Raw genomic sequence first — 22,371 nt, 5'->3', positions numbered from 1 at the left:
AGGCCAATATCGGAGCAGGACAGGAAAGGACAGGACAGGGCAAGGCAGGAAAGCGGATGCGAAAGCGTGAACACTTCGGGTCCAAGTGTTCACGCTTTCACACAGCACCCGCTGCGATGGGAAGAACACGGGGGTGGATGGTGGCTCGGACGCCGGAGCGACGGAGGAATCGGGGATGAGCGGCTTGGCCGAGCCGGGGGAGGAGACGCAACGGAGGCGATCGCGCCGTCCGGGCACGCTCACGGTCGCCATCGGCGTCTGCGTGCTCGCCGTGGTCGCGGGAATGTTCTTCCTCGCGGACCACGTCGGGCCCGCCCTCGAGGTTCTCCTGTGGGTCGCGCACGGAGTACTTCTCAGCGCGCTGATCCGAAGGCTGGGAGCGGAGGAGTCGAGTACGTCCGCGGCGCTGTTCATCGTGATCACCTCCGCCATGGCTGTGTACGTCATGGGTCTGGCGCGCGACGACCTCACGCTTCAGCAGCGTGGCGAAACGGTCACGGCCACGGTCGTGGAGGAGTGGCTCGACCCCGCTCAAGGACGCAAGGGCCGTGACTCCCACTACGTGCTGGAGCGACAGGACGGCTCTCCTGTCCCGGGACCGGAGATGACAGCGACGTCAGACCTCTACAACGTCGGCCAGGTGTTGACGGTGATCGCGGACCCCGAGGGGGAGCTCCGCCCCCAACCACCCGGTCACGCGGACTTCACTGCCGAACTGGTCGGAGCAGGGGCGCTCTCGGTAGCCGCACTGGGCGTCGTCGGCTGGATGACCCGGCGTGGTTCGGTTGCCGCGAGGCGCCAGGACGACGACAAGGCGCGGCGGGCACAGGAGGCGAAACTACGGCAGGCCCTTGGCACTCATTCTGCTGACAGGCGCGGCTACATAGAAGTGACTCCCGAGGCGTACCCCGACGTGTCGCATCAGCGGGCCGCACGGATCGCCTGGGAGATGGGCCTGCGGGCGGAGGCGGTGGGCAACCGGGGTACGTGGCGTTTCGGCGAGAACGTCATCGAGGAAGTCCCACACGGCTGAGGGCCGGCAGCTCACACCCCTTCCACCACCTCCACCCTCACCCCCACCCGCACTCCCCACCCGGCCATCGCCCCGGCCTCTGCCTCCAGCACATGCCGGGCAAGCCATCGGGGCATCCCCAGCCTGCCCGGCCGCATGGTGCGCACGGCTATGACCGTGAGCCGCCGGTCGAGGTAGGCCACGTCGATGGGCATCCGCATCCGGAAGGTATGCACGCTGTTGGCAGGGGACAGGAGAATCGCCCCGTCTACGGAGTCCCGCCCCAACAGTCCCTTGGTGCGGGCGCGGTAGGAGCCGGCGATCTCCAGCGGAACGCGGACACTCTCTCGGCCGGCCTCACCTCCCACGACCAACGCGCCCGCCCCGTCCCGCCAGCCCCGCCGTCCCATCGATGCCCCTCCCGCAGTTCGCCGTCCCACCGAACGTATCGGCCCTGGAGCAGATCCGGCACGGGCCCACGGTCTCAAGCGTGGTCGGGCCCGGACACCCCAAGGAGACAGGTTTCACCCTGGTGCCACCCGGCCCCGGTGGATAGCGTTGCTTCGCTCGAGAGAAGCCCCGTCCCACCCAGGAGTCGACCGTGAACCGCCGCCCCACCCTGCTCGCAGCGCTCACGCTGACCGCCGCTGCGGCCCTGACGCTGTCCGCGTGCGGCAGCGACGACGACAGCGCCGCGAAAGACAACGACAAGATCGCAGGCGCTGACACAAGCGGTGAGGCATCGGTCTCGCCAAGCCCTGGTGCGTCGGACACCGACAGCCGCCCGAAAATCGAGTTCCCCTCTGACGCCAAGAACGTCTTCGACTACCAGAAGACGGGGGACGCGGCGAAAGACGCGGTCCTCGCGGACAGCACTCTGGGCGTCAACTCTGTCGACGAGGCCATCTTCAAGGGCAGCACGGACACCAAGGCCCTCGGCTTTTACAACACCGAGTCAGCCCTGAGTGACTCCATCACGTATGTACTCGGGTACGTCGACAAGAAGAACACGTGGGTCGGTGAGACCCGGTACTTCGACTACAAGGTGAATCTCGTCGAGGACGACCAGGCATACGTGACCTACTGCTCGGACGAGAGCAAGTCCTTCATCAAGGACAAGAAGACGGACAAGGTGAAGAAGACGCCGACAACGGCTGACAGTTACGTCCTCTATAACACGAAGCTGGCGAAGAATACCAAGGGCGTTTGGCAGACCACCGACATCGCGTCGAACCGGGGGAGTAAAGCATGCCAGCCGTGAGGAACAGCTTCAGGATTGCGGCCCTGGTCGCACTCGCCAGTGTTCCAATGATCGCGGCGCCCACGGCGTTCGCTGGCGGGCGTGGTGAGGGCGGCACCCGCGGTTCAACGGACCAACGGGCCGAAGTCGGCGGGGACGGAACCGTTTCCGTGACGGTTGGCGGTGTCGTCTTCGACCGTTCAAAGAACGGGAGCGGTGACTCGTCCGGGGCGTTGGCGTCTTCCACATCGTGGAGCCCGCCACCCTGCTGGTATGCCCCCAAGTACACGCCTGAGCAGTTGCAAGAGCATCTGGAACCGATTTGGGAAGCCGGCTCCACGGGGTACGAGTGGGACGCCGAGCAGCGGGAGAAGTACAACGCCGGCGACGAGGAGAAGGGCTTCAACAAGGACAAGACCGGCAAGGGCTATTGGTGGGCCTCGTACGTCAACAAGAGCTACCCGCCGGGCTGGGATTCCTGTGACGAGGACTATTTCTGGGTGGACACGGGCGATGCTCCGCCGGCCAACGTCGAGAACGCCGTCACCCCCGAGATCCTCGCAGAGCTTGCCTACGCGGAGATCCGCGTCCCTGGGACCGAGGTGACGCTGGCGCCCGCGGAGGCCACCAAGGTGAACCTTCCGACGTGGGCGTGGCTGGATGGTGCCGAGTTCAAGCCGGTCTCGGTCACCGCGTCCGTGGAGGAGATCGGCATCGAAGCGACGGCCACCGCGGAACCGGTCTCACTGAGGATCGAGCCGGGCACCGAGGAGGCCGAGCTGCACCCCGCGGCTGGTGTGTGCGAGATCAACAACGGCCGTATCGGCGAGGCCTACGCCAAGGGCAAGGCAGAGGAGACCCCGCCCTGCGGTGTGACTTACCTGCGTTCCTCTGGCGACGGTTCGTATCCGCTCCAGGCCACCGTCACCTGGCGGATCCACTGGACCGGCAGTGGAGGGGCCGGCGGCGACCTCCCCGACGGCACGTTCGGTGCTACTCAGGATGTCGTCGTCCAGGAGATCCAGGCCGTCAACCGCTGACCGGCAGCACCAGCCCCCAGTGCGTAAGTGAGCCCCCGAAGAGGGGCGGCGTCCGCACGCACGCCACGAAAACCGGATGTCGTCGTTCCTCTCATCGGTGCAGGTGGACCGGAGAGGGGACGGACACATGGCGGAGCGGCTTGCGGTTGACGGCGACGAACTCGGGCGGTTCATGAAGTCGCTGAGGGAGTCGTCGACTTCGCTCAGAGGCGTCCGAAAGGCACTGTCGGACGCCACGATCACCGGCCTCGGCACGGACGACCTCGACTCGGCCTGCGAGGCGTTCCAGGAGGACTGGAAGTACGGCTCCGAGGAGATCGGCAAGCAGACCGAGGACCTGGCCGACATCATCGGCAAGAGCAAGGACAGCTACCTCGAAGTCGACAAGGCGCTCGAGGAGGCGGTGCGGAAGTCGCGCGAGGCCGAGAGCGGCGGCAAGAAGTGACCGTCACCGCGGGAAACGACCAGTACGGTGCAGCGCTCGACCCGCAGTCCCGTGCCGACCTTGGCAAGCCGCAGGGGCTCAAGTCCGCCCCGCGAATCCCGAATCCCGGTTATCCGCACCTCGGCTTCAACCCCGTACCGGGCGACACGGAGACGGTGCGAGGCCTGCAGAAGAAGCTCAGCGGTTGCGCCAAGGTCCTCCAGGAGACACACGACCTGGTCACCAAGCTCCTGGACGGCAGCTACTGGAAGGGTGACGCCGCGGTCGCCTTCCGCGAGCAGCTCGACGGCGGCCCGCTGCCGCTGAACCTCAAGAACGCGGCGAACTCCATCCGCAAGGCGGCCAGGCAACTGGATCGCTGGGAGGGCGAACTCGACGACTTCCAGCGGCGGGCCAAGAAGCTCGAAGAGGACGCGAAGGAAGCCCAGGCCGCGGTCGACCGCGCACAGGGCCGTGCGAACAAGGCCGGCGACGACCCCGACCTCAAGAAGGACGGCGCCGATCACGACGCCGCGCAGAAGGCGTTGACGCGCGCGAACGCGGACCTGGACGACGCCCATGCCGAGCTGAAGAAGATCACCGGCAAGGCGAAGAGGCTGGCCGAAGAGCACGAGGAAAAGGCAGGCTACCGGGCGGGCAAGATCCGCGACGCCACGAAGAAGCTGGTGCCGCATGAGCCGGGGTGGTTCGACGAGGTACTGGACTGGCTGGGCGACAACCTGCCGGACATCCTCAGCTTCACGGCGGGGCTCATCGGGGTGGTGGCGCTTCTCCTGACAGGTCCGCTGGGATGGAGTATCGCGGTAGCCGCCGCATTAATGCTAACGGCTTCTGGGATTAGCGCGACGGCGCTGGCACTGCGGCTCAACGACTCGGAAGTGCGAGCGTCCTTATGGGACGGCATTACCAAGGGAGAGTTCGATGCCGACTTTTGGAGCAATGCCGTCTCTGTGGGAGCGGACGCCGCAGGCGCGTTTCCGGGTGTTGCGGCAGTGGCTAAGGGATCTTTCGAGGCTACGCGAACGCTTCGGAGGAGTAGTGAGGTGCTTGACTTCTGGCAGAAGGCAGGGGCCTATGGTTCGAAGGTTCGAGACGAGGCCGGGGCAATCACGAATCTTGAAAACTCTATGGTTGCCCGAGCCGTGCGCGGTTTCAGTGATCCCGGTAGAGCGGCTAAGGCGATCGCCGGAACTTCGGGTCTGACCGGTGTCGCCACAGGGGGGTTCGAGCTGTATAACAAAGCCGTAGACGCTGAGGATGACGACATTAAGGACGGTGCTGTAGCAGGCATCGACGGCTCACGCCTCATCGTTGACAGCGGTGGCCTCGTGGATATCGCACGATACGTCTTCTGCCGCTAGGCAGGAAGGGAAGAACTCGTGAACCCCAGCGACTGTGTCACCGCTTGGGACCATCCACCTACACGTAGGGCCTGGGCCAGTCACGTGGTGATGAACGTAGCCGGCTTCGTCGGCTGGGTGAGTGGCTGGGTCGTACTGCTTGGAATCTCGGTCTACTCGCCAGACTGGGTCGTGTGGGTGTTTCTTCCGTACTTCCTGTATGGCCCATACCGAGCTTTGACTCAATTGCGGTACTTTCCAGCAGCGCTGTGGATGCTGCGCATCTTGCGCACTTACCCTTGGCGGATCCTGCACGGCGTTTCGTATGGGCTGGATGATCGGCCCGAGGTCGTCAGTCGGCACTATGGTTGGTTTGAATTTCCCAACCCAGGTTGTCCGGGTCAGCTGTTGCCAATGGTTTTCACCCGGCATCTTCGCTTGGAATGGTGGTCTCGGCGTATGGCGCCTCGCGCCAAACCACGTCTTAAGGCGCAGATCGAAGAGATCTGGTTTGCGGGCGACGTGCGGTTCGTAGGTGTCATCGCTGTACCCGCGCGGAAGGGACGGGCTCCCCGGCGCTTGCACGTCATTGAGCAACGGACGGACGCGCAGAGCGGCCAGCGGTTCAGTGATTGGGGTGCCGGTCCCGATGACATCGAGCGCGGCCGACAAGCGGGTGTTTAACCCGTGCACTCGTGATTCGCATGGAGAGAAGCAGTGAGTAGCTTCAAGATCATTATCCATGACTCTGTCAACGACGCGCAAGCTGAACTCTGGTTCGCCGAACCAGCCGGCTTCATGCCGCTGCCGCTGGACGTCCTGCTTGCTGAGCCCGATTCACCGGCCGCCGAAAGAATGGGCGTGGCCGTCGCGCCGCTACTTGAGGCTGCGCCCAGCGAAGTGGTTCGTCAGCGGCTGATTGCGCAGCTTGCGTCAGGTCAGCAGGCGCTTGGGGCGTTGTGCGAGTTCGGCATCGTCCACTGCTCAATCGGTCTGCACCGCGACGACATTGATGCGGCAACGGGTGATCACCTGCTCTCCCTCTTCACAATCTCCTGGCGCGACACGAACGTCGCCCCCCGCACCGTCACAGCGGCCCGCGCGGTCACGGCGGTCGAGGGGCATACGCGCATCGTCTTCCAGGAACTCCCTTGTGGACCGGCGGTCCTCAGTGAGACCACGCATCGGCCTGCCGCCGACAGCGGCCTCCCACAGCGACCCCTCCTCCAGATCCACGCTCACCTCCCGCACCCCGACCGCAAGCGCCTGGCCGTTCTCACGCTGAGTACCACGGCCACGGCGCGTCGGGAGGAGTACCGGGCGATCCTGCGTCAGGTCGTCGAGACGGTCAGTTTCGAGAATCCCCTGGGCGCCGACTCGTAATGTTGTTGTCCGGCGGCCTCGGCCAAAGGTAGGAAGGGCCCATGACTGGACTCGGCGCCGTATTCCGCCCCCAGCTCGCCCCCGAGCGGCTGCGTGCCGTGGCGCGCGTCGCCGACGAGGCCGGGCTCGAGGAGCTGTGGCTGTGGGAGGACTGCTTTCGCGAGGGTGGGATCTCCGCGGCCGCCGCCGCGCTCGCCTGGACCGAAAGGGTGCGGGTCGGGGTCGGGCTGCTGCCCGTGCCGTTGCGGAACGTGGCCGTCACCGCGATGGAGGCCGCCACGCTGCACCGGATGTTCCCCGGCCGCGCGATCCTCGGCGTCGGCCACGGGGTGCAGGACTGGATGGGGCAGGTCGGGGCGCGGGTCGAGTCGCCCGTCACGCTGTTGCGGGAGCACCTCCTGGCGCTGCGGGCGCTGTTGGGTGGGGAGCGGGTGACGACCGAAGGGCGTTACGTACGGCTCGACGACGTCGCGCTCGACTGGCCGCCGGGGGAGGGAGTCGAGGTGTTCGCCGGCGCCACCGGGCCCCGCTCGCTGCGGCTGGCGGGGGAGGCCGCCGACGGGACGGTTCTCACCGCGGCCACGCCGCCCGACGGGGTGCGTCGGGCCCGGCGGCTCATTGACGAAGGGCGGGCGGCGGCCGGGCGCGCGGTGACCGGGCGGGCCGAGGCGCACAAGGTCGTCGTGTATCTCCTGGCCGCCACCGGGCCCGGCGCCGGCGAGCGGTTGCGGGCCGAGCTGGTCGCCGAAGGTGTCGGATCGGTGCCGGATCTCGGTGTCGCCGGGGATGCGGGGGCCGTCGCCAGGGCCGTGGAGAGGCTGGCCGAGGCGGGGGCCGACACCGTGATCCTCCAGCCGACCGGTGACGAGCCCGATCCGGAGGGCTTCGTGCGGTTCGCCGCAGAGGAGGTCCGGTCCTTGGTCGCCTAGCCAGGTCCACCGCCGCCGTTCATGGCACATGCCGCCCCGCCCGCCCGCTCGCCCGCACCACGAAGATCGGACTCATCCCCCCCATGACTCAGCCCAACACCCGCACCTTCGACGATCTCGTGGCCGAAGGAGCCTCCGTGCCCACCGAAGGGTGGGACTTCTCCTGGTTCGAGGGGAGGGCCACCGAGGCGCGGCCGTCCTGGGGGTACGCGCGGGCCATGGCGGGGCGGCTGGCCGAAGCCAACGCCGTACTGGAGGTGCAGACCGGGGGAGGGGAGGTTCTGGACCGCGCCCTCGAAACCGCTGCCCCTCACCGTCCCCGTCTCGTCGTCGCCACCGAAGGCTGGCCCCCCAACGTCGCCAAGGCCACCGCACTGCTCCGCCCGCGCGGCGTCCCCGTGGTCGCCTCGCCCGACGACGCGTCCCTGCCCTTCGCGGACGGAGCCTTCGACCTGGTCGTGAGCCGGCACCCGGTCGAGCCGCACTGGGGTGAGGTCGCCCGTGTGCTCGCGCCCGGCGGTACGTACTTCGCCCAGCACGTCGGCCCCGGCAGCGTCTTCGAGCTCATCGAGTACTTCCTCGGTCCCCAGCCGGAGGAGAGCCGGAACCACCGTCACCCCGAACGAGAGCGGGCCGACGCCGAGGCCGCCGGTCTGGAGGTCGTGGACCTGCGGGCGGAGCGGCTGCGGATGGAGTTCTACGACATCGGTGCCGTCGTCCACTTCCTGCGCAAGGTGGTGTGGATGGTCCCCGGCTTCACCGTCGAGGGCTACCGGGACCGACTGCGTGATCTGCACGAGCGCATCGAAGCGGACGGTCCCTTCGTCGCCCACAGCACGCGTCATCTCTTCGACGCGCGCAAGCCGCACCGCTAGGGAGTGTCGTTCGGCTCTTGCCGGGGTGGTCGCGGGGCACCGTTGTCCGGAGTCGGCCTGATCCGAACGCCACCCCTGGGGCGCGGCGGACGCCGAGGCGCTCACGCGTGCGCGCCCACCGTCACCTCGCCCACCACCAACTCGGCCTCGGCTTCCAGCACCTCCCCGACCCGTTCCGCCTGCGCCGCCAGTTCCCGCTGCTGCCGGGACGTCAGGCGTCCCAGCGGTTCGACCGTGACCGTCGTCCGCCGCCCCCGGCGCCGCTGGTGCCAGACGCCCGCCGCGACGCCGTCCACGAGCAGCACGGGGAAGTTGCCCGCCTGCCCGCCCGCCAGCGCACGCTGGTAGGCGGCCCCGGGGAAGAGCAGCTCCCGCGGCCGCGCGGCGATGAGGTACGCGTCGAAGTACGGCAGCAGCCGCACCCCACGCAGGAGAGCTTCCCGCTCGGATGCGTCGGGGAAGACGGTGTCGGCCGTCACCACCCACGCCGGCGTTCCCTCGAAGTCGACCAGCTCGATCTCGCCCGCGGCGGCCAGCTGGTCGTACAGGGACCTGGCCCAGCCGGGCGGTGCCGCCAGCCACCGGGCGAAGTGCTGCGGCGTGGCCGGGCCGTACGCGTGCAGGTAGCGGCGTACCAGGAGCCGCAGCGCCTCCTCGGACCGCATCGGAGTGAAGTGGGGCGGGCGGGTGTACGTCACCTTGCGGCCGCGGTTCGGGCCGAAGGAGAGGGCGCCGGACTGGCCCGCCCGGTGCAGCACCTGCCGCCAGCGCGGCCACATGGTCTGGAACGCCGGCATCACCAGGTCGCCGGCCCAGGGGCCGGTGCGGGCGACGACCTCCTCGCCGAGTTCGTCGATGGTCAGGAAGGTGCCGTCGAGGGCGTCGCCGATCGCCGACACGACCTGTTCCGCCTGCTCCCGCGTGAGCCGTACGTCGGACGGGAACGAACCCGGCCCGTCGGCGATCGCGGGCAGTGCGGCGCACCACATCGGCAGTTCGCGGGTCGGGAGCAGGTGCACCGTCCCCCGCGGACCGTGCGTCTTCACGAGCGAAGGGGGCGGCGCGGAGGGTGACCCGGTCGGCCACAGCGACGTCCGTACGTCCGCCCGGGTCACGCCGTCGGCCCGCAGGCCGACCGACAGCTCGGCCGCCGACAGTACTTGGGCGTGGACGCCGAGCATCGCGCCGGCCACGTCGGCGACCGGTGTGCCCGTTCGGGCAGACATGGCCAGGAACTGCCGGTCCAGCCGCCGTGCGCTCGCCGCGCCCCAAGTGATCCCCGCCGTCTTCGTCATGAGGTGACGTTAGAAGAGGAGTAGGACAGGTCGCGGCCTGATCGGCGCCCCGGTGGAGCGGATATTCGGGGCGTATACGGCGTACCTTCGCAAATATTGGCACGACTGGTGACAGGGTGCGGAATCACCCTCCGATCCTCACAGGGTTCCCACATCGTTATGCATCGTTGTCCGCCTCGCGTCGATTCCGGCGTGCCTGATCACGTAAGTTCGGAGCAGGTAATTCGCGTGAGCAAAGCTGCGCGTGTGGCACCGCGCAGTGGAGGGGGCTGCGCGGTGCCCGGTCAAGCGGGCGTTCGCCGGTGGGTTCACCCGGTGGAGGGAAGCGGGGGTGGTCCGCCGCCCGCGTCGCGGGGGCCGTCGGGGCCGCTCCGGATCGCCTCTCCCGTCCGTTCAGCCCCTTCAGACCCCTGTTCACCCATGAATCCGCTGTGTTCTGGCCATGATTCAGGGCGGAATGAGTGCTTCCGGGGCCATCCGGGCGTCGCCGGGCAACTTCGGAGAGTAGTTGTGGCACGCCGATGCACGCGGCATCACTTACAAAGGGTTATGGTGGAAACCCCCCCTCGGGCCGGTCCGTCTCCCCCCCCACGGACCGGCCCGTTTTTTCTGCCTCTCCCGGCCGCACGTCTCCTCTCCTCGCCGGCCGACTTCTCTTCCCCTCTGTCCGGGGGCCTGCCTCCCGTCTCCCTCTCCGGGGCCTGCCTCGCTCCTCCCCGGCGGGGACGCCCCCCGGCCCCCCCCGGCGGGGCCTCGCGCCGCAGTCTCCCGGCGGGACGCCCGTAATGAGGAGTTCACCGGTGCGCCGTCCTGTGTCGTGGCATGGCGGCGCTTGTTCGAGGGCATAAGCCAAGCAGGTCGACGCCCGAACCACGGGTGTCGTATCTCAGCGGGCGGCACGGAGCCGTCCGCCCGGGAGGCCCTTTGCACCAGCCCCACCGTGCGGTCACGGCACGGAAGACGCGGCGGAGGGCCGGTTCACGGCCCGCGCCAGTGCATGGCGGTCGTCGACCGGTCGGCTCGTTCCCGCCCTCCCGGCCCAGCGTCCACTCCGTCGCTCCCCGACCTCTTCCGAGGGGGTACGTCCTTCCGTGGTGACCAGCACAAAGCGCCACAAGCCAGATAGGCGCACCTACGTTCTCGACACCAGCGTCCTGCTGGCCGACCCGAACGCTCTGAACCGCTTCGACGAGCACGAGGTCGTGCTCCCGATCGTCGTGGTGACGGAGCTGGAGGCCAAGCGGCACCATCCCGAACTCGGCTACTTCGCCCGGCAGGCCCTGCGCCTGCTCGACGAGTTCCGGGTGCGGCACGGTCGCCTCGACGCCCCCATCCCGATCGGGGATCTCGGCGGCACCGTGCGTGTCGAGCTCAACCACTCGGACCCCAGCGTGCTGCCCACCGGCTATCGCCTGGGGGACAACGACTCCCGCATCCTCGCGGTGGCCCGCAATCTGCAGGCGGAGGGATTCGACGTCACCGTCGTGTCCAAGGACCTCCCGCTGCGGATCAAGGCGTCCTCCGTCGGCCTGCTCGCCGAGGAGTACCGCGCCGAGCTGGCCATCACGGACGCCTCCGGCTGGACCGGCATGTCCGAACTCACCCTGCCGGGTGAGCAGGTGGACATCCTCTTCGAGGAGGGCCGGGTCCACGTCCCCGAGGCCGCCGAGCTGCCCGTGCACACCGGCCTGACCATCCAGTCGGAGCGCGGCAAGGCCCTCGGCCGGGTCACGCCCGACGGCAACGTCCGCCTGGTGCGCGGCGACCGGGAGGCGTTCGGCATCAAGGGCCGCAGCGCCGAGCAGCGGATCGCGCTCGACCTGCTCCTCGACCCGGACGTCGGCATCGTGTCGATGGGCGGCCGGGCCGGCACCGGCAAGTCGGCGCTGGCGCTGTGTGCGGGCCTGGAGGCCGTGCTGGAGCGCCGGCAGCACCAGAAGGTGATGGTCTTCCGGCCGCTGTACGCGGTGGGCGGGCAGGAGCTCGGCTATCTGCCCGGCTCCGAGGCCGAGAAGATGAGCCCCTGGGCGCAGGCGGTCTTCGACACGCTGTCGGCCGTCACCAGTCGGGAGGTCATCGAGGAGGTGACCGCGCGCGGGATGCTGGAGGTGCTGCCGCTCACCCACATCCGGGGGCGGTCCCTGCACGACGCGTTCGTCATCGTGGACGAGGCGCAGTCCCTGGAGCGGAACGTCCTGCTGACCGTGCTGTCCCGCATCGGGGCCAATTCACGGGTCGTACTGACCCATGACGTGGCGCAGCGGGACAATCTGCGAGTGGGGCGGTACGACGGAGTCGTCGCCGTCATCGAGAAGCTGAAGGGGCATCCGCTCTTCGCGCACGTCACCCTGACGCGCTCCGAGAGGTCCCAGATCGCGGCACTTGTGACCGAAATGCTGGAGGACGGCCACATCTGACCCATCCGCGAACTCCGACCCGGGAAGGGTCGGTTACCCGAGAGTCGGCGCCGTCCGGAAAGGCCAAGAGCCTAGCCGGGCGGCGTCTTCGCGTGTGGGGGTTTCCGGGAATCCCCTGGGCCAAACGGGATGTGAGCTTTCACACGCAACACAGAATTGCCTCACCCCGTCGGGTTACGGCAGAGTCTCACTCCTGTCAGGCCCCGCATACGACACAGCCGTACCCCCAGCGGTACGGCGCCACAGACGCACCAGTCCAACTCCATAGCAGCGTCGTATGCCGCCCGAGCACCACGCGGCGCTCCCCTCGGGGGAGTTGTCCACCGGGCCCGTGCCTCCCGTGACCCGTAGTTGGGGAGGCCAGCGCCAGGGGCACGATTGCGTCCGCGAGGGTCACCGAAGCGGGCGATGCTGGAAGGAAACCGTGTGAGCCGGATCTCGGTCCGGGGATTCGCAGTGGCCTCGGCCACGGCGGTCACCGCAGTCGGAAGCGTCGTCGGCGTTGCCTCGGGCAGCACCGCGCAGAACAACGACGCGGAGGCGACAGCAGCCGGTACGACGCTGCTCGCGGACATCCCCATGGGCGAGCAGGCGCAGGTGCAGACCGCGTCCCTGACGCAGCAGGCCGACGTACAGGCCATCGCCGCGGACGCGAGCGCCAAGAAGGACGCCGAGGAGGCGGCCCGCAAGGCAGCCGCCGAGACCGCCGTGGCCAAGCAGGAGAAGGCCAAGAAGGCGGCCGAGGCGGCCGAGGAGGCCAAGAAGCGCGAGGCGGAGAAGGAAGCGGCCAGCCGCGACGCCAAGCGCGAGTCCACCAGCTTCTCCGTCCAGAGTTCCTACAGCATCAGCCAGATCCAGGCGATGGCGCGTCAGATGGTGCCCAGCGGCCAGTGGCAGTGCTTCAGCAACATCGTGGACCACGAGTCCAGCTGGAACTACCAGGCGGTCAACCCCTCCTCGGGCGCCTACGGTCTCTTCCAGGCGCTGCCGGCGGGCAAGTACTCCTCCGCGGGCGCCGACTGGCGGACCAACCCGGCCACCCAGATCAAGTGGGGCCTCAACTACATGGACAGCCGCTACGGCAGCCCGTGCGACGCCTGGTCCTTCTGGCAGGCCAACCACTGGTACTGAGCCCGCCCGGCGCGGCCCGGAACACCGCTCAACCTCGCGCAGCCCCTCACCGTCCTACGGTGAGGGGCTTTCGCGCGCTCGCCATGTACGGTCGGACCGAAACGACTCCAGGGGGGAGTGGTGGGGAGAGACGGGGGAAGAGGACGGATCATGTCTCGAGTGCCAGGGTGGCTCGGTCGGCTCGGCGCCGGACTGACGCGGATGAGCAGGCGGTTGGACCAGCGCCGTGAAGAGGCCGAGCGAGCGGACTCCGACGACGACGCGCCGACGCCGGCCGCCGATCACGTACCGCCGCCGTCACCGGAAGACACGCCTCATCAGGAGCACACCTCCACACATCACCCGCTCGCGGTCCAGACCCGCCCCGACCCGGCACAGGCCGTCCCCTGGGGTGTGCGCGTCGCCGCCGAGGCGGGATGGCGGCTGCTGGTCCTCGCGGGCACCGTGTGGGTGCTGATGCGGGTCATCAGCGCCGTACAGCTGGTGGTGCTGGCGTTCGTGGCCGCGCTGCTGATCACGGCGCTGCTCCAGCCGACCGTGGCGTGGCTGCGCCGGCACGGGGTGCCGCGGGGGCCGGCCACCGCCCTGACCGCGATCCTCGGGTTCGTGGTGATGGGCCTGATCGGCTGGTTCGTCACCTGGCAGGTCATGGAGAACATCGACAACCTCTCCGACCAGGTCCAGGACGGCATCGACGAGCTGCGCAACTGGCTGCTCAACAGCCCCTTCCACGTCACCGACAAACAGATCAACGAGATCGCCAAGAACCTGCGCGAGGCGGTCGGCGCCAACACCGACCAGATAACGTCCGCCGGCCTGGAGGGCGTCACGGTCGTCGTCGAGGCGCTCACGGGCATCCTGCTGGCCGCCTTCTCGACGCTCTTCCTGCTCTACGACGGCAAGCGCATCTGGCAGTGGACGCTGAAGCTGGTACCGGCGGCGGCCCGGCCGGGCGTGGCCGGTGCCGGCCCGCGTGCGTGGCGGACGCTCACGGCGTACGTGCGCGGCACGGTGATCGTGGCGCTGATCGACGCCATCTTCATCGGCCTCGGCATCTACTTCCTGGACGTGCCGATGGCCGTCCCGCTGGCCGTGTTCATCTTCCTGTTCGCCTTCATCCCGCTCGTCGGCGCGGTGATGTCGGGCGCCCTCGCGGTCGTCGTGGCGCTGGTGACGCAGGGCATGTTCGCGGCGGTCATGACGCTCGTCGTGGTGCTGGTGGTGCAGCAGATCGAGGGGCACATCCTGCAACCGTTCATCCTGGGGCGCGCGGTGCGGGTCCACCCGCTGGCGGTGGTGCTGTCGGTGGCCACGGGCGGCATGGTGGCCGGCATCGGCGGCGCGGTGGTCGCCGTACCGCTGGTGGCGGTGACGAACACCGTCGTGGGCTACCTGCGGGCGTACTCCCGTGAGGCCGCCGCGCGGCAGTCCCCGAGGCCGCGCGGCGCGACGTCGACGGACGCCTCCCCGGCGGCGGGCTCCACGCCGAAGCCCACGGCGGCCGAGCAGCCGCCGTCGGACACCTCTCCGGCGTAGCGACACGCAGCGGGCCCCGCTCACCGAATCGGTGAGCGGGGCCCGTGTCGTTCTCCGCGGTGCGGGACTACTGTTCGCGGTGCGGGACTACTGGTCGGCGAGAACCGCCTCGGCGTCCAGCGTGACGCCGACGGCCTCGACCACGGCGGCGATCTTGAACGCCTCCTGGATCGTCTCGCGGTCCACACCGGCCTTGCGGAGCACCTGCTCGTGCGAGTCCAGGCACATGCCGCAGCCGTTGATGGCGGACACCGCGAAGGACCACAGCTCGAAGTCGACCTTGTCGACGCCCGGGTTGCCGATGACGTTCATCCGCAGACCGGCGCGCAGGGTGCCGTACTCGTGGTCCGACAGCAGGTGCCGGGTGCGGTAGAAGACGTTGTTCATCGCCATGACGGCGGCGGCCGACTTGGCGGCCGAGTACGCCTCGGGCGTGAGGTTGGCCTTCGCCTCCGGCTCCAGCTCACGCAGCACGATGGGGGAGCGCGAGGCGATGGCGGTCGCCAGCACGGTGCCCCACAGCTGCTGCGCCGGGAGGTCGGAGTTGCCGATGACCGAGCCCAGATTGAGCTTCAGGTCCTTGGCGTAGTCCGGAACGGCGGACTTCAGGGAGTCGAGGGACATGTCAGCTCACTCTCCCGACAGCAGCGCGACGGGGTCGAGGGTCTCGTCGCCCTTGCTCCAGTTGCACGGGCAGAGCTCGTCGGTCTGCAGGGCGTCGAGGACCCGCAGGACCTCCTTGGGGTTCCGGCCGACCGAGCCGGCGGTCACCATGGTGAACTGGATCTCGTTGTTCTGGTCCACGATGAACACGGCGCGCTTGGCGAAGCCGTCCTCGCCCTCGATGCCGAGGTCGCGCATCAGCTCGTGCCGGGAGTCGGCCATCATCGGGAACGGCAGGTCGGTCAGGTCGGGGTGGTCCTTGCGCCAGGCGTGGTGGACGAACTCGGAGTCGCCGGAGAAGCCGAGGACCTGGGCGTCACGGTCGGCGAACTCGTCGTTCAGCTTGCCGAAGGCGGCGATCTCGGTCGGGCACACGAAGGTGAAGTCCTTGGGCCACGCGAAGACGACCTTCCACTGACCCTCGTAGGTCTTGTGGTTGATCTGCTGGAACTCCTTGCCCTTCTCCAGCGAGACGCAGGCGGTCAGATCGAACTCGGGGAACTTGTCACCGACAGTGAGCACGCGCTCTCCAAAAGTGCAGCGAAGAAACACCCGTTTCGCGAGTGTTTCCCATGGGTTGGACGTTATTGATGTTGGCACAGGGTGCATTGATTAGTGAAATAGCTACACTCGGTCGAGTTGATCGGAGGTGGCTATTAGTGACAGGTAAGAAGAGACAGCCCAGCCTCGCCCAGCTGCGGGCTTTCGCCGCGGTCGCCGAGCATCTGCACTTCCGCGATGCCGCCGCCGCCATCGGCATGAGCCAGCCCGCACTCTCGGGCGCCGTTTCGGCGCTGGAGGAGGCACTGGGTGTCACTCTGCTGGAGCGTACGACGCGCAAGGTACTGCTCTCGCCGGCGGGTGAACGGCTCGCGGTGCGGACGAAGGCGGTACTCGCGGAGGTCGGCGCGCTGCTGGAGGAGGCGGAGGCGGTACGGGCGCCGTTCACCGGGGCGCTGCGGCTCGGGGTCATCCCCACGGTGGCGCCGTATCTGCTGCCGACGGTGCTGCGTCTGGTCCACGACCGCTATCCGGACCTGGACCTCCAGGTCCACGAGGAGCAGACGGCGAGCCTGCTGGACGGTCTCACCTCCGGCCGCCTCGACCTGCTCCTGCTGGCGGTACCGCTCGGCGTCCCCGGGGTGACGGAGCTCCCGCTCTTCGACGAGGACTTCGTGCTCGTCACCCCGCTCGACCACCGGCTCGGCGGCCGGGAGGGCATCGAACGCGCCGTGCTGCGCGAGCTGAAGCTGCTGCTGCTCGACGAGGGGCACTGCCTGCGCGACCAGGCACTGGACATCTGCCGTGAGGCGGGCCGCGCGGGCGTCCCGGCGACGACGACGGCCGCCGGTCTGTCGACGCTGGTGCAGCTGGTGGCGGGCGGCCTGGGCGTGACGCTGCTGCCGCGTACGGCGGTCCGCGTGGAGACGAGCCGCTCCAGCCAGCTCCTCACCGGCTCCTTCGCCGACCCGGCCCCCACCCGCCGCATCGCCCTCGCCATGCGCACGGGCGCGGCGCGCTCAGCGGAGTACGAGGAACTGGCGGCGGCCCTCCGGGAGGCGATGGAGGATCTGCCGGTACGGACGGTGCACGGCTGAGGGCACGCCGGGCCGGGTGAACTCCGGCCCCGGGGTGCCCCGGCCCCGGCGTGCCCCGCCCCGGCGCGCCCGGTCCCCCCGAGGCCGGGCGTGGGCCCCCGACGCGCCGGGTCCTACTCCGTGCGCAGCCCCTCCGGCCGCATCAGGCGCAGCAGGGGTGGCAGGCTGCACAGGGTCACCGCCAGGACGACCGCGGCGCCGATGCCGGTCATGGACAGGACGCCGGCCCAGTCGACGCGGACCGGGGTGTTCGTCATGTTCAGAAGCACCGCGCCCAGCGTCAGGCCCACCACCGTGGCCAGCAGCAGGCCCAGCGCGATGGGGACCGCGGTCTGCCACAGGACCGACATGCTCAGCGTGCGGCGCCGGGTGCCGAAGGCGACCAGGGCCGACAGCAGCTTCTTCCGCTCGCGCAGCTGCTCCAGCTGCGAGACCAGCAGACTGGCACCGATCAGCGCCAGCACACACGCCGCCCCCACGAACAGACCGGTGCGGATCGCGTCGAACCGGCCGGTCCGTTCCGTGGCCGACCACAGCATGGCGTCCGCCAGCGGATCGACGGCCGCGGTGGTGTTGCGGACCCGCTCGTGCACATCCGTCACCGACTCGTCGAGCTTGAGGTACGCGTGCCCGGTCAGGGCCGGCGCGAGCGAGTCCGGCGCCGCCTCGGGCGTGATCAGGAGGCCGCCCCGGTCGGTTCCGGCCAGCAGACCGCGCTTCGGCTTCGCCGCCTTGACGCCCTGCGGCACCGTCCAGGGGATCTCCAGGCTCTTCGGACTGCCCTCGTACGACGGGTCGAGGTACAGCTTCCGCCCCGGCGTCGCCAGCTTCGCCACGTCGACCCCGCCGTCCCACTCGGCACCGTGGACGGCGAACACGTCCCCGTCTCGGCAGGACGACAGGTTGGCGATCTCCCGCAGCGACGCGCAGTCGCCCACGGTCACCATCGCGCTGGCGTCAGGGTCCTGGGGGCGGTCGCCGAGGTAGCCCTCGGAGAAGGCGTAGACCGCGTTGACGCCCTCGGTGTCCCGGAGCTTCCGGGCGGCCGGCGCCACCGGCACCTCGCTCGGCAGCGTCACCTCCATCTGCGCCAGCGACAGGTCCTGCCCGGTGGACCGGGTGTAGTCGCCCTCCACGCCGGCGAACAGCATCTGCAGCGCGATCGCCCCGGCGACGGCCACCGCGATGCCGTTGACCATGCGGGCCGCCGTACCGCTGCTCATCTGCAGCCTGCGCACGGCCAGCTGCCAGGCCACGCCGCCGGAGCCGAGCCGGGCGACGACGGTCTCGACGATCCACGGCAGCAGCGCGGTCACGCCGACCAGGAGCAGCACGACACCGCCGGTCACCAGGTACTGGTTGAAGTCCCCGTTCTCGCGCCCGTTGCCGATCATCGGGTAGAGCATGGCAAGACCGGCCAGCGGCAGCAGCAGCCGCCACCACAGCCTGCGCCGCGCCGGCCGGCCCGCGCGCACCACGCCGAGCGGTTCGATGACCACCCCGCGCAGCGCGAACAGCGTCACCAGCACCGCGGCCGCCGGCACCGCCACCGCGACCAGCAGGGCCAGCAGCGGGGAGGGATCGAGGTAGCTCGGGAACACACTGATGCGGTACACCTCGGCGGACCCCGCCAGCTGGCGCCCGACCATGAAGAACCCGGCGCCGAAGACCAGCCCGAGGACCGCGCCCGCCAGCGCCTCGCCGGCGGCGATGCGCCGGGTCATGCCGCTGTCGGAGCCCACCAGCCGCAGCGCCGCGAGCCGCCGGTCCCGCCGCTCACCGCCGAACCGCACGGCCGCGGCGATGAAGACCGCGACCGGCGTCAGCAGCACCACGAAGACGACGAGGATCAGCAGGAGCAGCACCGGGTCGGACCGCTCGGACCCCGGGGTCGGATCGCCGAACCGGTCGATACGGGCGATCCGGCCGCTGTCGATGTGCGGCGCGAGCCCTTCGGCGCCCCGGTAGAAGGCGAGTTCGGCCGAGCCGATCAGTCCGGGCTCCCCGATGGTGCCGACGATCCGGTCCGGCAGCCGCTCGCGCAGCAGCGCCCCGGAGTCCGACTCCAGCAGCTCCTTCAGCGCGGGGGAGACCACCATCTCGCCCACCGCCGGGAACTTGTCCACCCCCGGCGGCAGCGGTGCACGCGGCCCCTCCGGCTCCAGGGCACGGCCCCGGACGGTGTCGTCGCGGAAGTCCGTACCGACGTTGGCGACCACCAGGGTGTCGTTCGCCCGCGGCATCCGCTCGTCGCTGAAGGTGATGTCGGTGCGCGCGGCCTCCCGGTCGTGCCGGACGGCGAGCGCGTTCGGCAGGGCCGTCGTCAGCAGGAGCAGCGCCACGCCGAGTCCGACACCGACGGCCGTCAGCACGGCCCGGGTCCAGCCCTCGCGCCCGCCGGTGAAGGCGAAGCGGACGCCCATGGCCAGGTCGGCGGCCCATTGGCGCAGGTTCATACGACGCGCTCCATGTCCCGGGACTTGCCGTCCCGTACGACGATCTCGCGGTCGGAGTAGGCGGCCACCCGTGCCTCGTGCGTGACGAGGACGACGGCGGCGTTGGTGGAGCGGGCGGCGTCGGTGAGGAGTTCCATCACGCGCTCGCCGTTGAGGGAGTCCAGGGCTCCGGTCGGTTCGTCGGCGAAGAGCACACGGGGGTTGGTGACCAGCGACCGCGCCACCGCCACCCGCTGTCCCTGACCGCCGGAGACCTCGCCGGGCCGCTTCTTCCTCAGGTCGTCGACCTCCAGCCGTTCCATCCAGGTCAGCGCGGCCCGCTCGGCCTCCTTGCGGGAGGTCCCGTTCAGGCGCAGCGGAAGGGCGACGTTCTCGACGCAGGTCAGCTCCGGCACGAGCTGCCCGAACTGGAACACGAACCCGAAGTCCGAGCGGCGCAGCGCACTGCGCTGGGCGTCGCTCATGGCGGACAGCTCACGCCCGTCGTACGTGATCGTCCCCGAGTCGGGCGGCACGATGCCGGCGAGGCAGTGCAGCAGCGTCGACTTGCCGGACCCGGAGGGGCCCATCACGGCGACGACCTCGCCGGGGTGGATGGAGAACTCCGCGCCGTCGAGGGCGAGGGTCGGGCCGTAGGCCTTGCGCAGCTGCTCGGCCGAGAGCAGCGAACCTGCGGGAGGAGTCATCGGGCCACCGCCTCACGGAGCTTGTCGAGGCGCGCCGCGGTCAGCTCCAGCCACCGCAGGTCGGCCTCCAGATGGAACAGGGCGTGGTCGCAGATGAGCTGGTCGGCGAGGTCGCCCTTGCGCTTGCGGTCGGTGAGGATGCGCATGCTGCGCAGATGCTCCGAGCGCTGCGTGTCGAGGACGTCGGCGGCGTCGCGGTGGGTGAGCAGCGCGAGGACGACCTTGGTGTAGAGCGTCGACTGGAGATACGGCTCGGGCTTCTCGGGCGTGGCGAGCCACTGCTGTACGTCGGTGATCCCCGCGTCGGTGATCGCGTACCGCTTGCGCTCGGGTCCGCCGCCCGCCTCGATGCCGTCGACGACGACGAGGCCGTTCTTCAGCAGGCGGGACATCGTCGAGTAGACCTGGCCGTAGTGCAGTGGCCGGTCGTGACCGAACTTCTCGTCGAAGGCGCGCTTCAGGTCGTAACCGTGGCGCGGCCCGGACTCCAGGAGTCCCAGGAGAGTGTGACCGATGGACATGCAGAGCACTCTACACACGGTGTATACGCGCCATGTATACGCCCGGTGCAGAGGTGATGGCGGGGCGTACGGGACCGCAGGTCGGAGGCGATTGTCACGGTTCCGTGACGACGGAGGCCGCGCCTCCGCATGACGCGACGCGGTGGCGCGGCCACCCGGATTCCGCTACGACGGTGGCGTGGGTGCCGGACCCGGCCCGGACCCCGAGCCCGGCCCCCGGGGCGGGCGTCCTCTGCGTGGCAGCGGTCCGGCGTCTCCGGGCAGCCGGCCCGCCTCCGCCAGTGCCCTGCGGAGCAGGAACTCGATCTGGGCGTTGGCCGAGCGCAGCTCGTCGCCCGCCCAGCGGGCCAGCGCCTCGTACACCTGTGGGTCCAGCCGCAGCAGCACCTGCTTGCGCTGCTGCTGCGGCCGACGCTTCGGGGCCGGACCCTCGGGCCCGGAACCCTTGGGCACGGAACCCTTGGGCACGGAACCCTCGGGCTCGGAACGCTCGGACGGGGCCGTCACTGGTAGAGCGTCCCCGTGTTCAGGACCGGCTGGGCGGCCCGGTCCCCGCAGAGCACGACCATCAGGTTGGACACCATCGCCGCCTTGCGCTCGTCGTCCATCTCCACGATGCCCTGCTCGCTGATCCGGGCGAGCGCCGCCTCGACCATGCCGACCGCGCCGTCCACGATCTGGCGCCGTGCCGCGACCATCGCGCCGGCCTGCTGCCGCTGGAGCATCGCCGAGGCGATCTCCGGGGCGTACGCGAGGTGCGTGAAGCGGGATTCGATGATCTGCACCCCGGCCGCCTCCACGCGCGCGTGCAGCTCGACGGCGAGCTTCTCGGTGATCTCCTCGGCGTTGCCGCGCAGCGAGAGGCCGTCCTCGTCGTGGGCGTCGTAGGGGTACTCGATGGCGATGTGCCGCACGGCCGCCTCGGTCTGGGTGGAGACGAACTCGATGTAGTCGTCCACCTCGAAGGTGGCCTGCGCGGTGTCCTCCACCCGCCACACCACGACGGCGGCCAGCTCGATCGGGTTGCCGTAGGCGTCGTTCACCTTCAGGACGGCCGTCTCGTGGTTGCGTACCCGCGTCGAGATCTTGGTGCGCGAGGTGAGGGGGTTCACCCAGCGCAGTCCGTCCTGCCGGATCGTGCCCCTGTAGCGCCCGAAGAGCTGGACCACGCGGGCCTCGCCCGGCGCCACCATGTTCAGCCCGCACATCGCGAGGAACGCGGCCAGGGCGACCACGATGCCCGCCATGATCAGCGCGGCCTTCGCTCCGGCCGACGCGGTCGCCGTCGCGGTGGCGATCAGGCCGGCGCCGACGAGCAGCCCGACCAGCCCCAGCAGCAGCGCGAGGCCACCACCGATGCTGTGCGCCTGCATCTCCCGCACCCGTGGCGCGGGCATCTCGGGTACGTCCGCGCTGACCTGCGAAGTGCTGCTGGTGTCGTGTGTGGACATGGGTGGTCCCCCGTTCCGGCCGGGCGCGCTCGCGCACGCTCGGCGTCTATCGTCGGTCTAGCTAAGTGATATCACTTTACCCGCGAATGACAACCTTGAACCCCCCTCGTACGTCGGTTCCATAGGAACGGGTGCTGATTCTCACGTCCGTACAAGGCCGGATCGGCAGCCGTTTGTCATATCTCCCGGTGTTAGCTTTCTGAGTTGACCTGAGCGGCGAACCTGTGTGACGCGTGAGCGAGACGTGGTCACAGATGACTGGAGCGGAGCGGATCGGATCCATGGGACGAGCGGAAGAGAGAAAAGCGCGACAGCGCGGTGGCCGCCGCGCGGCGCCGAAACGCCGCCGTTCG

21 protein-coding genes are annotated in these 22,371 nt (G+C 69.5%); 12 read left to right on the top strand and 9 right to left on the bottom strand.

Features of this window, described 5'->3' with window-relative positions; translation table 11 throughout:
• Nucleotides 1-175 precede the first annotated feature (175 nt).
• On the top strand, nucleotides 176-1,033 hold the full coding sequence (locus tag ACFW48_RS29710; protein WP_386319859.1) for a hypothetical protein: 858 nt from the start codon (nucleotides 176-178) through the stop codon (nucleotides 1,031-1,033).
• A gap of 11 nt (nucleotides 1,034-1,044) precedes the next feature.
• Here the strand turns inward: ACFW48_RS29710 and ACFW48_RS29705 are convergent, their stop codons facing one another.
• Complete coding sequence (locus tag ACFW48_RS29705) at nucleotides 1,045-1,422, bottom strand: DUF192 domain-containing protein (RefSeq protein ID WP_386319857.1); 378 nt, start codon at nucleotides 1,420-1,422, stop codon at nucleotides 1,045-1,047.
• Between the two features lie 191 nt (nucleotides 1,423-1,613).
• On the opposite strand from ACFW48_RS29705, the gene ACFW48_RS29700 reads away from it, so the two are divergent.
• The 7 genes from ACFW48_RS29700 (at nucleotide 1,614) to ACFW48_RS29670 (ending at nucleotide 8,264) form a co-directional block, all read left to right on the top strand.
• On the top strand, nucleotides 1,614-2,273 hold the full coding sequence (locus ACFW48_RS29700) for a hypothetical protein (protein ID WP_386319855.1): 660 nt from the start codon (nucleotides 1,614-1,616) through the stop codon (nucleotides 2,271-2,273).
• A complete protein-coding gene (locus tag ACFW48_RS29695) occupies nucleotides 2,261-3,292 on the top strand; it encodes a hypothetical protein (protein ID WP_386319853.1) in 1,032 nt (343 codons plus the stop codon). The genes ACFW48_RS29700 and ACFW48_RS29695 overlap by 13 nt, the downstream gene beginning before the upstream one ends.
• Before the next feature lie 127 nt (nucleotides 3,293-3,419).
• On the top strand, nucleotides 3,420-3,737 hold the full coding sequence (locus ACFW48_RS29690; RefSeq protein WP_386319850.1) for a hypothetical protein: 318 nt from the start codon (nucleotides 3,420-3,422) through the stop codon (nucleotides 3,735-3,737).
• Nucleotides 3,734-5,098: a putative T7SS-secreted protein gene (locus tag ACFW48_RS29685; RefSeq protein ID WP_386319847.1), complete on the top strand. Its 1,365-nt coding sequence runs from the start codon at nucleotides 3,734-3,736 to the stop codon at nucleotides 5,096-5,098. The genes ACFW48_RS29690 and ACFW48_RS29685 overlap by 4 nt, the downstream gene beginning before the upstream one ends.
• A 696-nt stretch (nucleotides 5,099-5,794) precedes the next feature.
• Nucleotides 5,795-6,460: a hypothetical protein gene (locus tag ACFW48_RS29680; RefSeq protein WP_386319844.1), complete on the top strand. Its 666-nt coding sequence runs from the start codon at nucleotides 5,795-5,797 to the stop codon at nucleotides 6,458-6,460.
• A gap of 41 nt (nucleotides 6,461-6,501) precedes the next feature.
• Nucleotides 6,502-7,389: an LLM class flavin-dependent oxidoreductase gene (locus ACFW48_RS29675; RefSeq protein ID WP_386319841.1), complete on the top strand. Its 888-nt coding sequence runs from the start codon at nucleotides 6,502-6,504 to the stop codon at nucleotides 7,387-7,389.
• An 83-nt stretch (nucleotides 7,390-7,472) separates the two neighbouring features.
• Complete coding sequence (locus tag ACFW48_RS29670) at nucleotides 7,473-8,264, top strand: class I SAM-dependent methyltransferase (protein WP_386319839.1); 792 nt, start codon at nucleotides 7,473-7,475, stop codon at nucleotides 8,262-8,264.
• Nucleotides 8,265-8,365: 101 nt separating this feature from the next.
• On the opposite strand, the gene ACFW48_RS29665 is transcribed toward ACFW48_RS29670, so the two are convergent.
• Nucleotides 8,366-9,559, bottom strand: coding sequence for a winged helix DNA-binding domain-containing protein (locus tag ACFW48_RS29665; protein ID WP_386319836.1), 1,194 nt, complete (start codon nucleotides 9,557-9,559; stop codon nucleotides 8,366-8,368).
• Nucleotides 9,560-10,650: 1,091 nt separating this feature from the next.
• Between ACFW48_RS29665 and ACFW48_RS29660 the strand changes: the two genes are divergently transcribed.
• The 3 genes from ACFW48_RS29660 (at nucleotide 10,651) to ACFW48_RS29650 (ending at nucleotide 14,643) form a co-directional block, all read left to right on the top strand.
• Complete coding sequence (locus tag ACFW48_RS29660; protein WP_386319834.1) at nucleotides 10,651-11,976, top strand: PhoH family protein; 1,326 nt, start codon at nucleotides 10,651-10,653, stop codon at nucleotides 11,974-11,976.
• 426 nt (nucleotides 11,977-12,402) lie between these two features.
• The gene (locus ACFW48_RS29655) at nucleotides 12,403-13,107 is read left to right on the top strand and encodes a transglycosylase SLT domain-containing protein (protein ID WP_386319832.1); all 705 of its coding nucleotides are present in this window, start codon (nucleotides 12,403-12,405) and stop codon (nucleotides 13,105-13,107) included.
• 150 nt (nucleotides 13,108-13,257) lie between these two features.
• Complete coding sequence (locus ACFW48_RS29650; protein ID WP_386319829.1) at nucleotides 13,258-14,643, top strand: AI-2E family transporter; 1,386 nt, start codon at nucleotides 13,258-13,260, stop codon at nucleotides 14,641-14,643.
• Nucleotides 14,644-14,730: 87 nt separating this feature from the next.
• On the opposite strand, the gene ACFW48_RS29645 is transcribed toward ACFW48_RS29650, so the two are convergent.
• Nucleotides 14,731-15,267: an alkyl hydroperoxide reductase gene (locus ACFW48_RS29645; protein WP_310871478.1), complete on the bottom strand. Its 537-nt coding sequence runs from the start codon at nucleotides 15,265-15,267 to the stop codon at nucleotides 14,731-14,733.
• A gap of 6 nt (nucleotides 15,268-15,273) precedes the next feature.
• Nucleotides 15,274-15,828 (bottom strand): peroxiredoxin, encoded by a 555-nt coding sequence (locus tag ACFW48_RS29640; protein WP_121748980.1) that lies wholly within the window; start codon nucleotides 15,826-15,828, stop codon nucleotides 15,274-15,276.
• Between the two features lie 137 nt (nucleotides 15,829-15,965).
• Here ACFW48_RS29640 and ACFW48_RS29635 point away from each other — a divergent pair, with 137 nt between their 5' ends.
• Nucleotides 15,966-16,904, top strand: coding sequence for a LysR substrate-binding domain-containing protein (locus tag ACFW48_RS29635; RefSeq protein WP_375924087.1), 939 nt, complete (start codon nucleotides 15,966-15,968; stop codon nucleotides 16,902-16,904).
• Nucleotides 16,905-17,017: 113 nt separating this feature from the next.
• Here the strand turns inward: ACFW48_RS29635 and ACFW48_RS29630 are convergent, their stop codons facing one another.
• The 5 genes from ACFW48_RS29630 to ACFW48_RS29610 all read right to left on the bottom strand — a co-directional run bounded on the left by ACFW48_RS29630 (nucleotide 17,018) and on the right by ACFW48_RS29610 (nucleotide 22,018).
• Nucleotides 17,018-19,360 carry an ABC transporter permease gene (locus tag ACFW48_RS29630; RefSeq protein WP_386319826.1) on the bottom strand — a complete coding sequence of 781 codons (2,343 nt, stop codon included), beginning with the start codon at nucleotides 19,358-19,360 and terminating at the stop codon, nucleotides 17,018-17,020.
• On the bottom strand, nucleotides 19,357-20,046 hold the full coding sequence (locus tag ACFW48_RS29625) for an ABC transporter ATP-binding protein (protein ID WP_386319824.1): 690 nt from the start codon (nucleotides 20,044-20,046) through the stop codon (nucleotides 19,357-19,359). Before ACFW48_RS29625 ends, ACFW48_RS29630 begins: the two co-directional genes overlap by 4 nt.
• Entirely contained in the window at nucleotides 20,043-20,567 is a 525-nt protein-coding gene (locus tag ACFW48_RS29620) for a PadR family transcriptional regulator (protein ID WP_386319821.1), read from the bottom strand. The genes ACFW48_RS29625 and ACFW48_RS29620 overlap by 4 nt, the downstream gene beginning before the upstream one ends.
• 165 nt (nucleotides 20,568-20,732) lie before the next feature.
• The gene (locus ACFW48_RS29615) at nucleotides 20,733-21,125 is read right to left on the bottom strand and encodes a hypothetical protein (RefSeq protein ID WP_386320163.1); all 393 of its coding nucleotides are present in this window, start codon (nucleotides 21,123-21,125) and stop codon (nucleotides 20,733-20,735) included.
• Nucleotides 21,071-22,018: an SPFH domain-containing protein gene (locus ACFW48_RS29610; RefSeq protein WP_386319818.1), complete on the bottom strand. Its 948-nt coding sequence runs from the start codon at nucleotides 22,016-22,018 to the stop codon at nucleotides 21,071-21,073. Before ACFW48_RS29610 ends, ACFW48_RS29615 begins: the two co-directional genes overlap by 55 nt.
• Nucleotides 22,019-22,371: the final 353 nt, after the last annotated feature.

Source organism: Streptomyces sp. NPDC058812, assembly GCF_042744565.1.
GTDB lineage: Bacteria > Actinomycetota > Actinomycetes > Streptomycetales > Streptomycetaceae > Streptomyces > Streptomyces thinghirensis.
The sequence above is the reverse complement of the archived record's forward strand: the minus strand, read 5'-3'. Positions and strand labels throughout refer to the sequence as shown.

What these genes read in the sequence shown, in the direction of transcription:
- ACFW48_RS29645 (WP_310871478.1), bottom strand. Translation starts at nt 15,267, where the DNA reads ATGTCCCTCGACTCCCTGAAGTCCGCCGTTCCGGACTACGCCAAGGAC.
- ACFW48_RS29630 (WP_386319826.1), bottom strand. Translation starts at nt 19,360, where the DNA reads ATGAACCTGCGCCAATGGGCCGCCGACCTGGCCATGGGCGTCCGCTTC.
- ACFW48_RS29650 (WP_386319829.1), top strand. Translation starts at nt 13,258, where the DNA reads ATGTCTCGAGTGCCAGGGTGGCTCGGTCGGCTCGGCGCCGGACTGACG.
- ACFW48_RS29620 (WP_386319821.1), bottom strand. Translation starts at nt 20,567, where the DNA reads ATGTCCATCGGTCACACTCTCCTGGGACTCCTGGAGTCCGGGCCGCGC.
- ACFW48_RS29665 (WP_386319836.1), bottom strand. Translation starts at nt 9,559, where the DNA reads ATGACGAAGACGGCGGGGATCACTTGGGGCGCGGCGAGCGCACGGCGG.
- ACFW48_RS29610 (WP_386319818.1), bottom strand. Translation starts at nt 22,018, where the DNA reads ATGTCCACACACGACACCAGCAGCACTTCGCAGGTCAGCGCGGACGTA.
- ACFW48_RS29695 (WP_386319853.1), top strand. Translation starts at nt 2,261, where the DNA reads ATGCCAGCCGTGAGGAACAGCTTCAGGATTGCGGCCCTGGTCGCACTC.
- ACFW48_RS29710 (WP_386319859.1), top strand. Translation starts at nt 176, where the DNA reads ATGAGCGGCTTGGCCGAGCCGGGGGAGGAGACGCAACGGAGGCGATCG.
- ACFW48_RS29705 (WP_386319857.1), bottom strand. Translation starts at nt 1,422, where the DNA reads ATGGGACGGCGGGGCTGGCGGGACGGGGCGGGCGCGTTGGTCGTGGGA.
- ACFW48_RS29690 (WP_386319850.1), top strand. Translation starts at nt 3,420, where the DNA reads ATGGCGGAGCGGCTTGCGGTTGACGGCGACGAACTCGGGCGGTTCATG.
- ACFW48_RS29670 (WP_386319839.1), top strand. Translation starts at nt 7,473, where the DNA reads ATGACTCAGCCCAACACCCGCACCTTCGACGATCTCGTGGCCGAAGGA.
- ACFW48_RS29675 (WP_386319841.1), top strand. Translation starts at nt 6,502, where the DNA reads ATGACTGGACTCGGCGCCGTATTCCGCCCCCAGCTCGCCCCCGAGCGG.
- ACFW48_RS29625 (WP_386319824.1), bottom strand. Translation starts at nt 20,046, where the DNA reads ATGACTCCTCCCGCAGGTTCGCTGCTCTCGGCCGAGCAGCTGCGCAAG.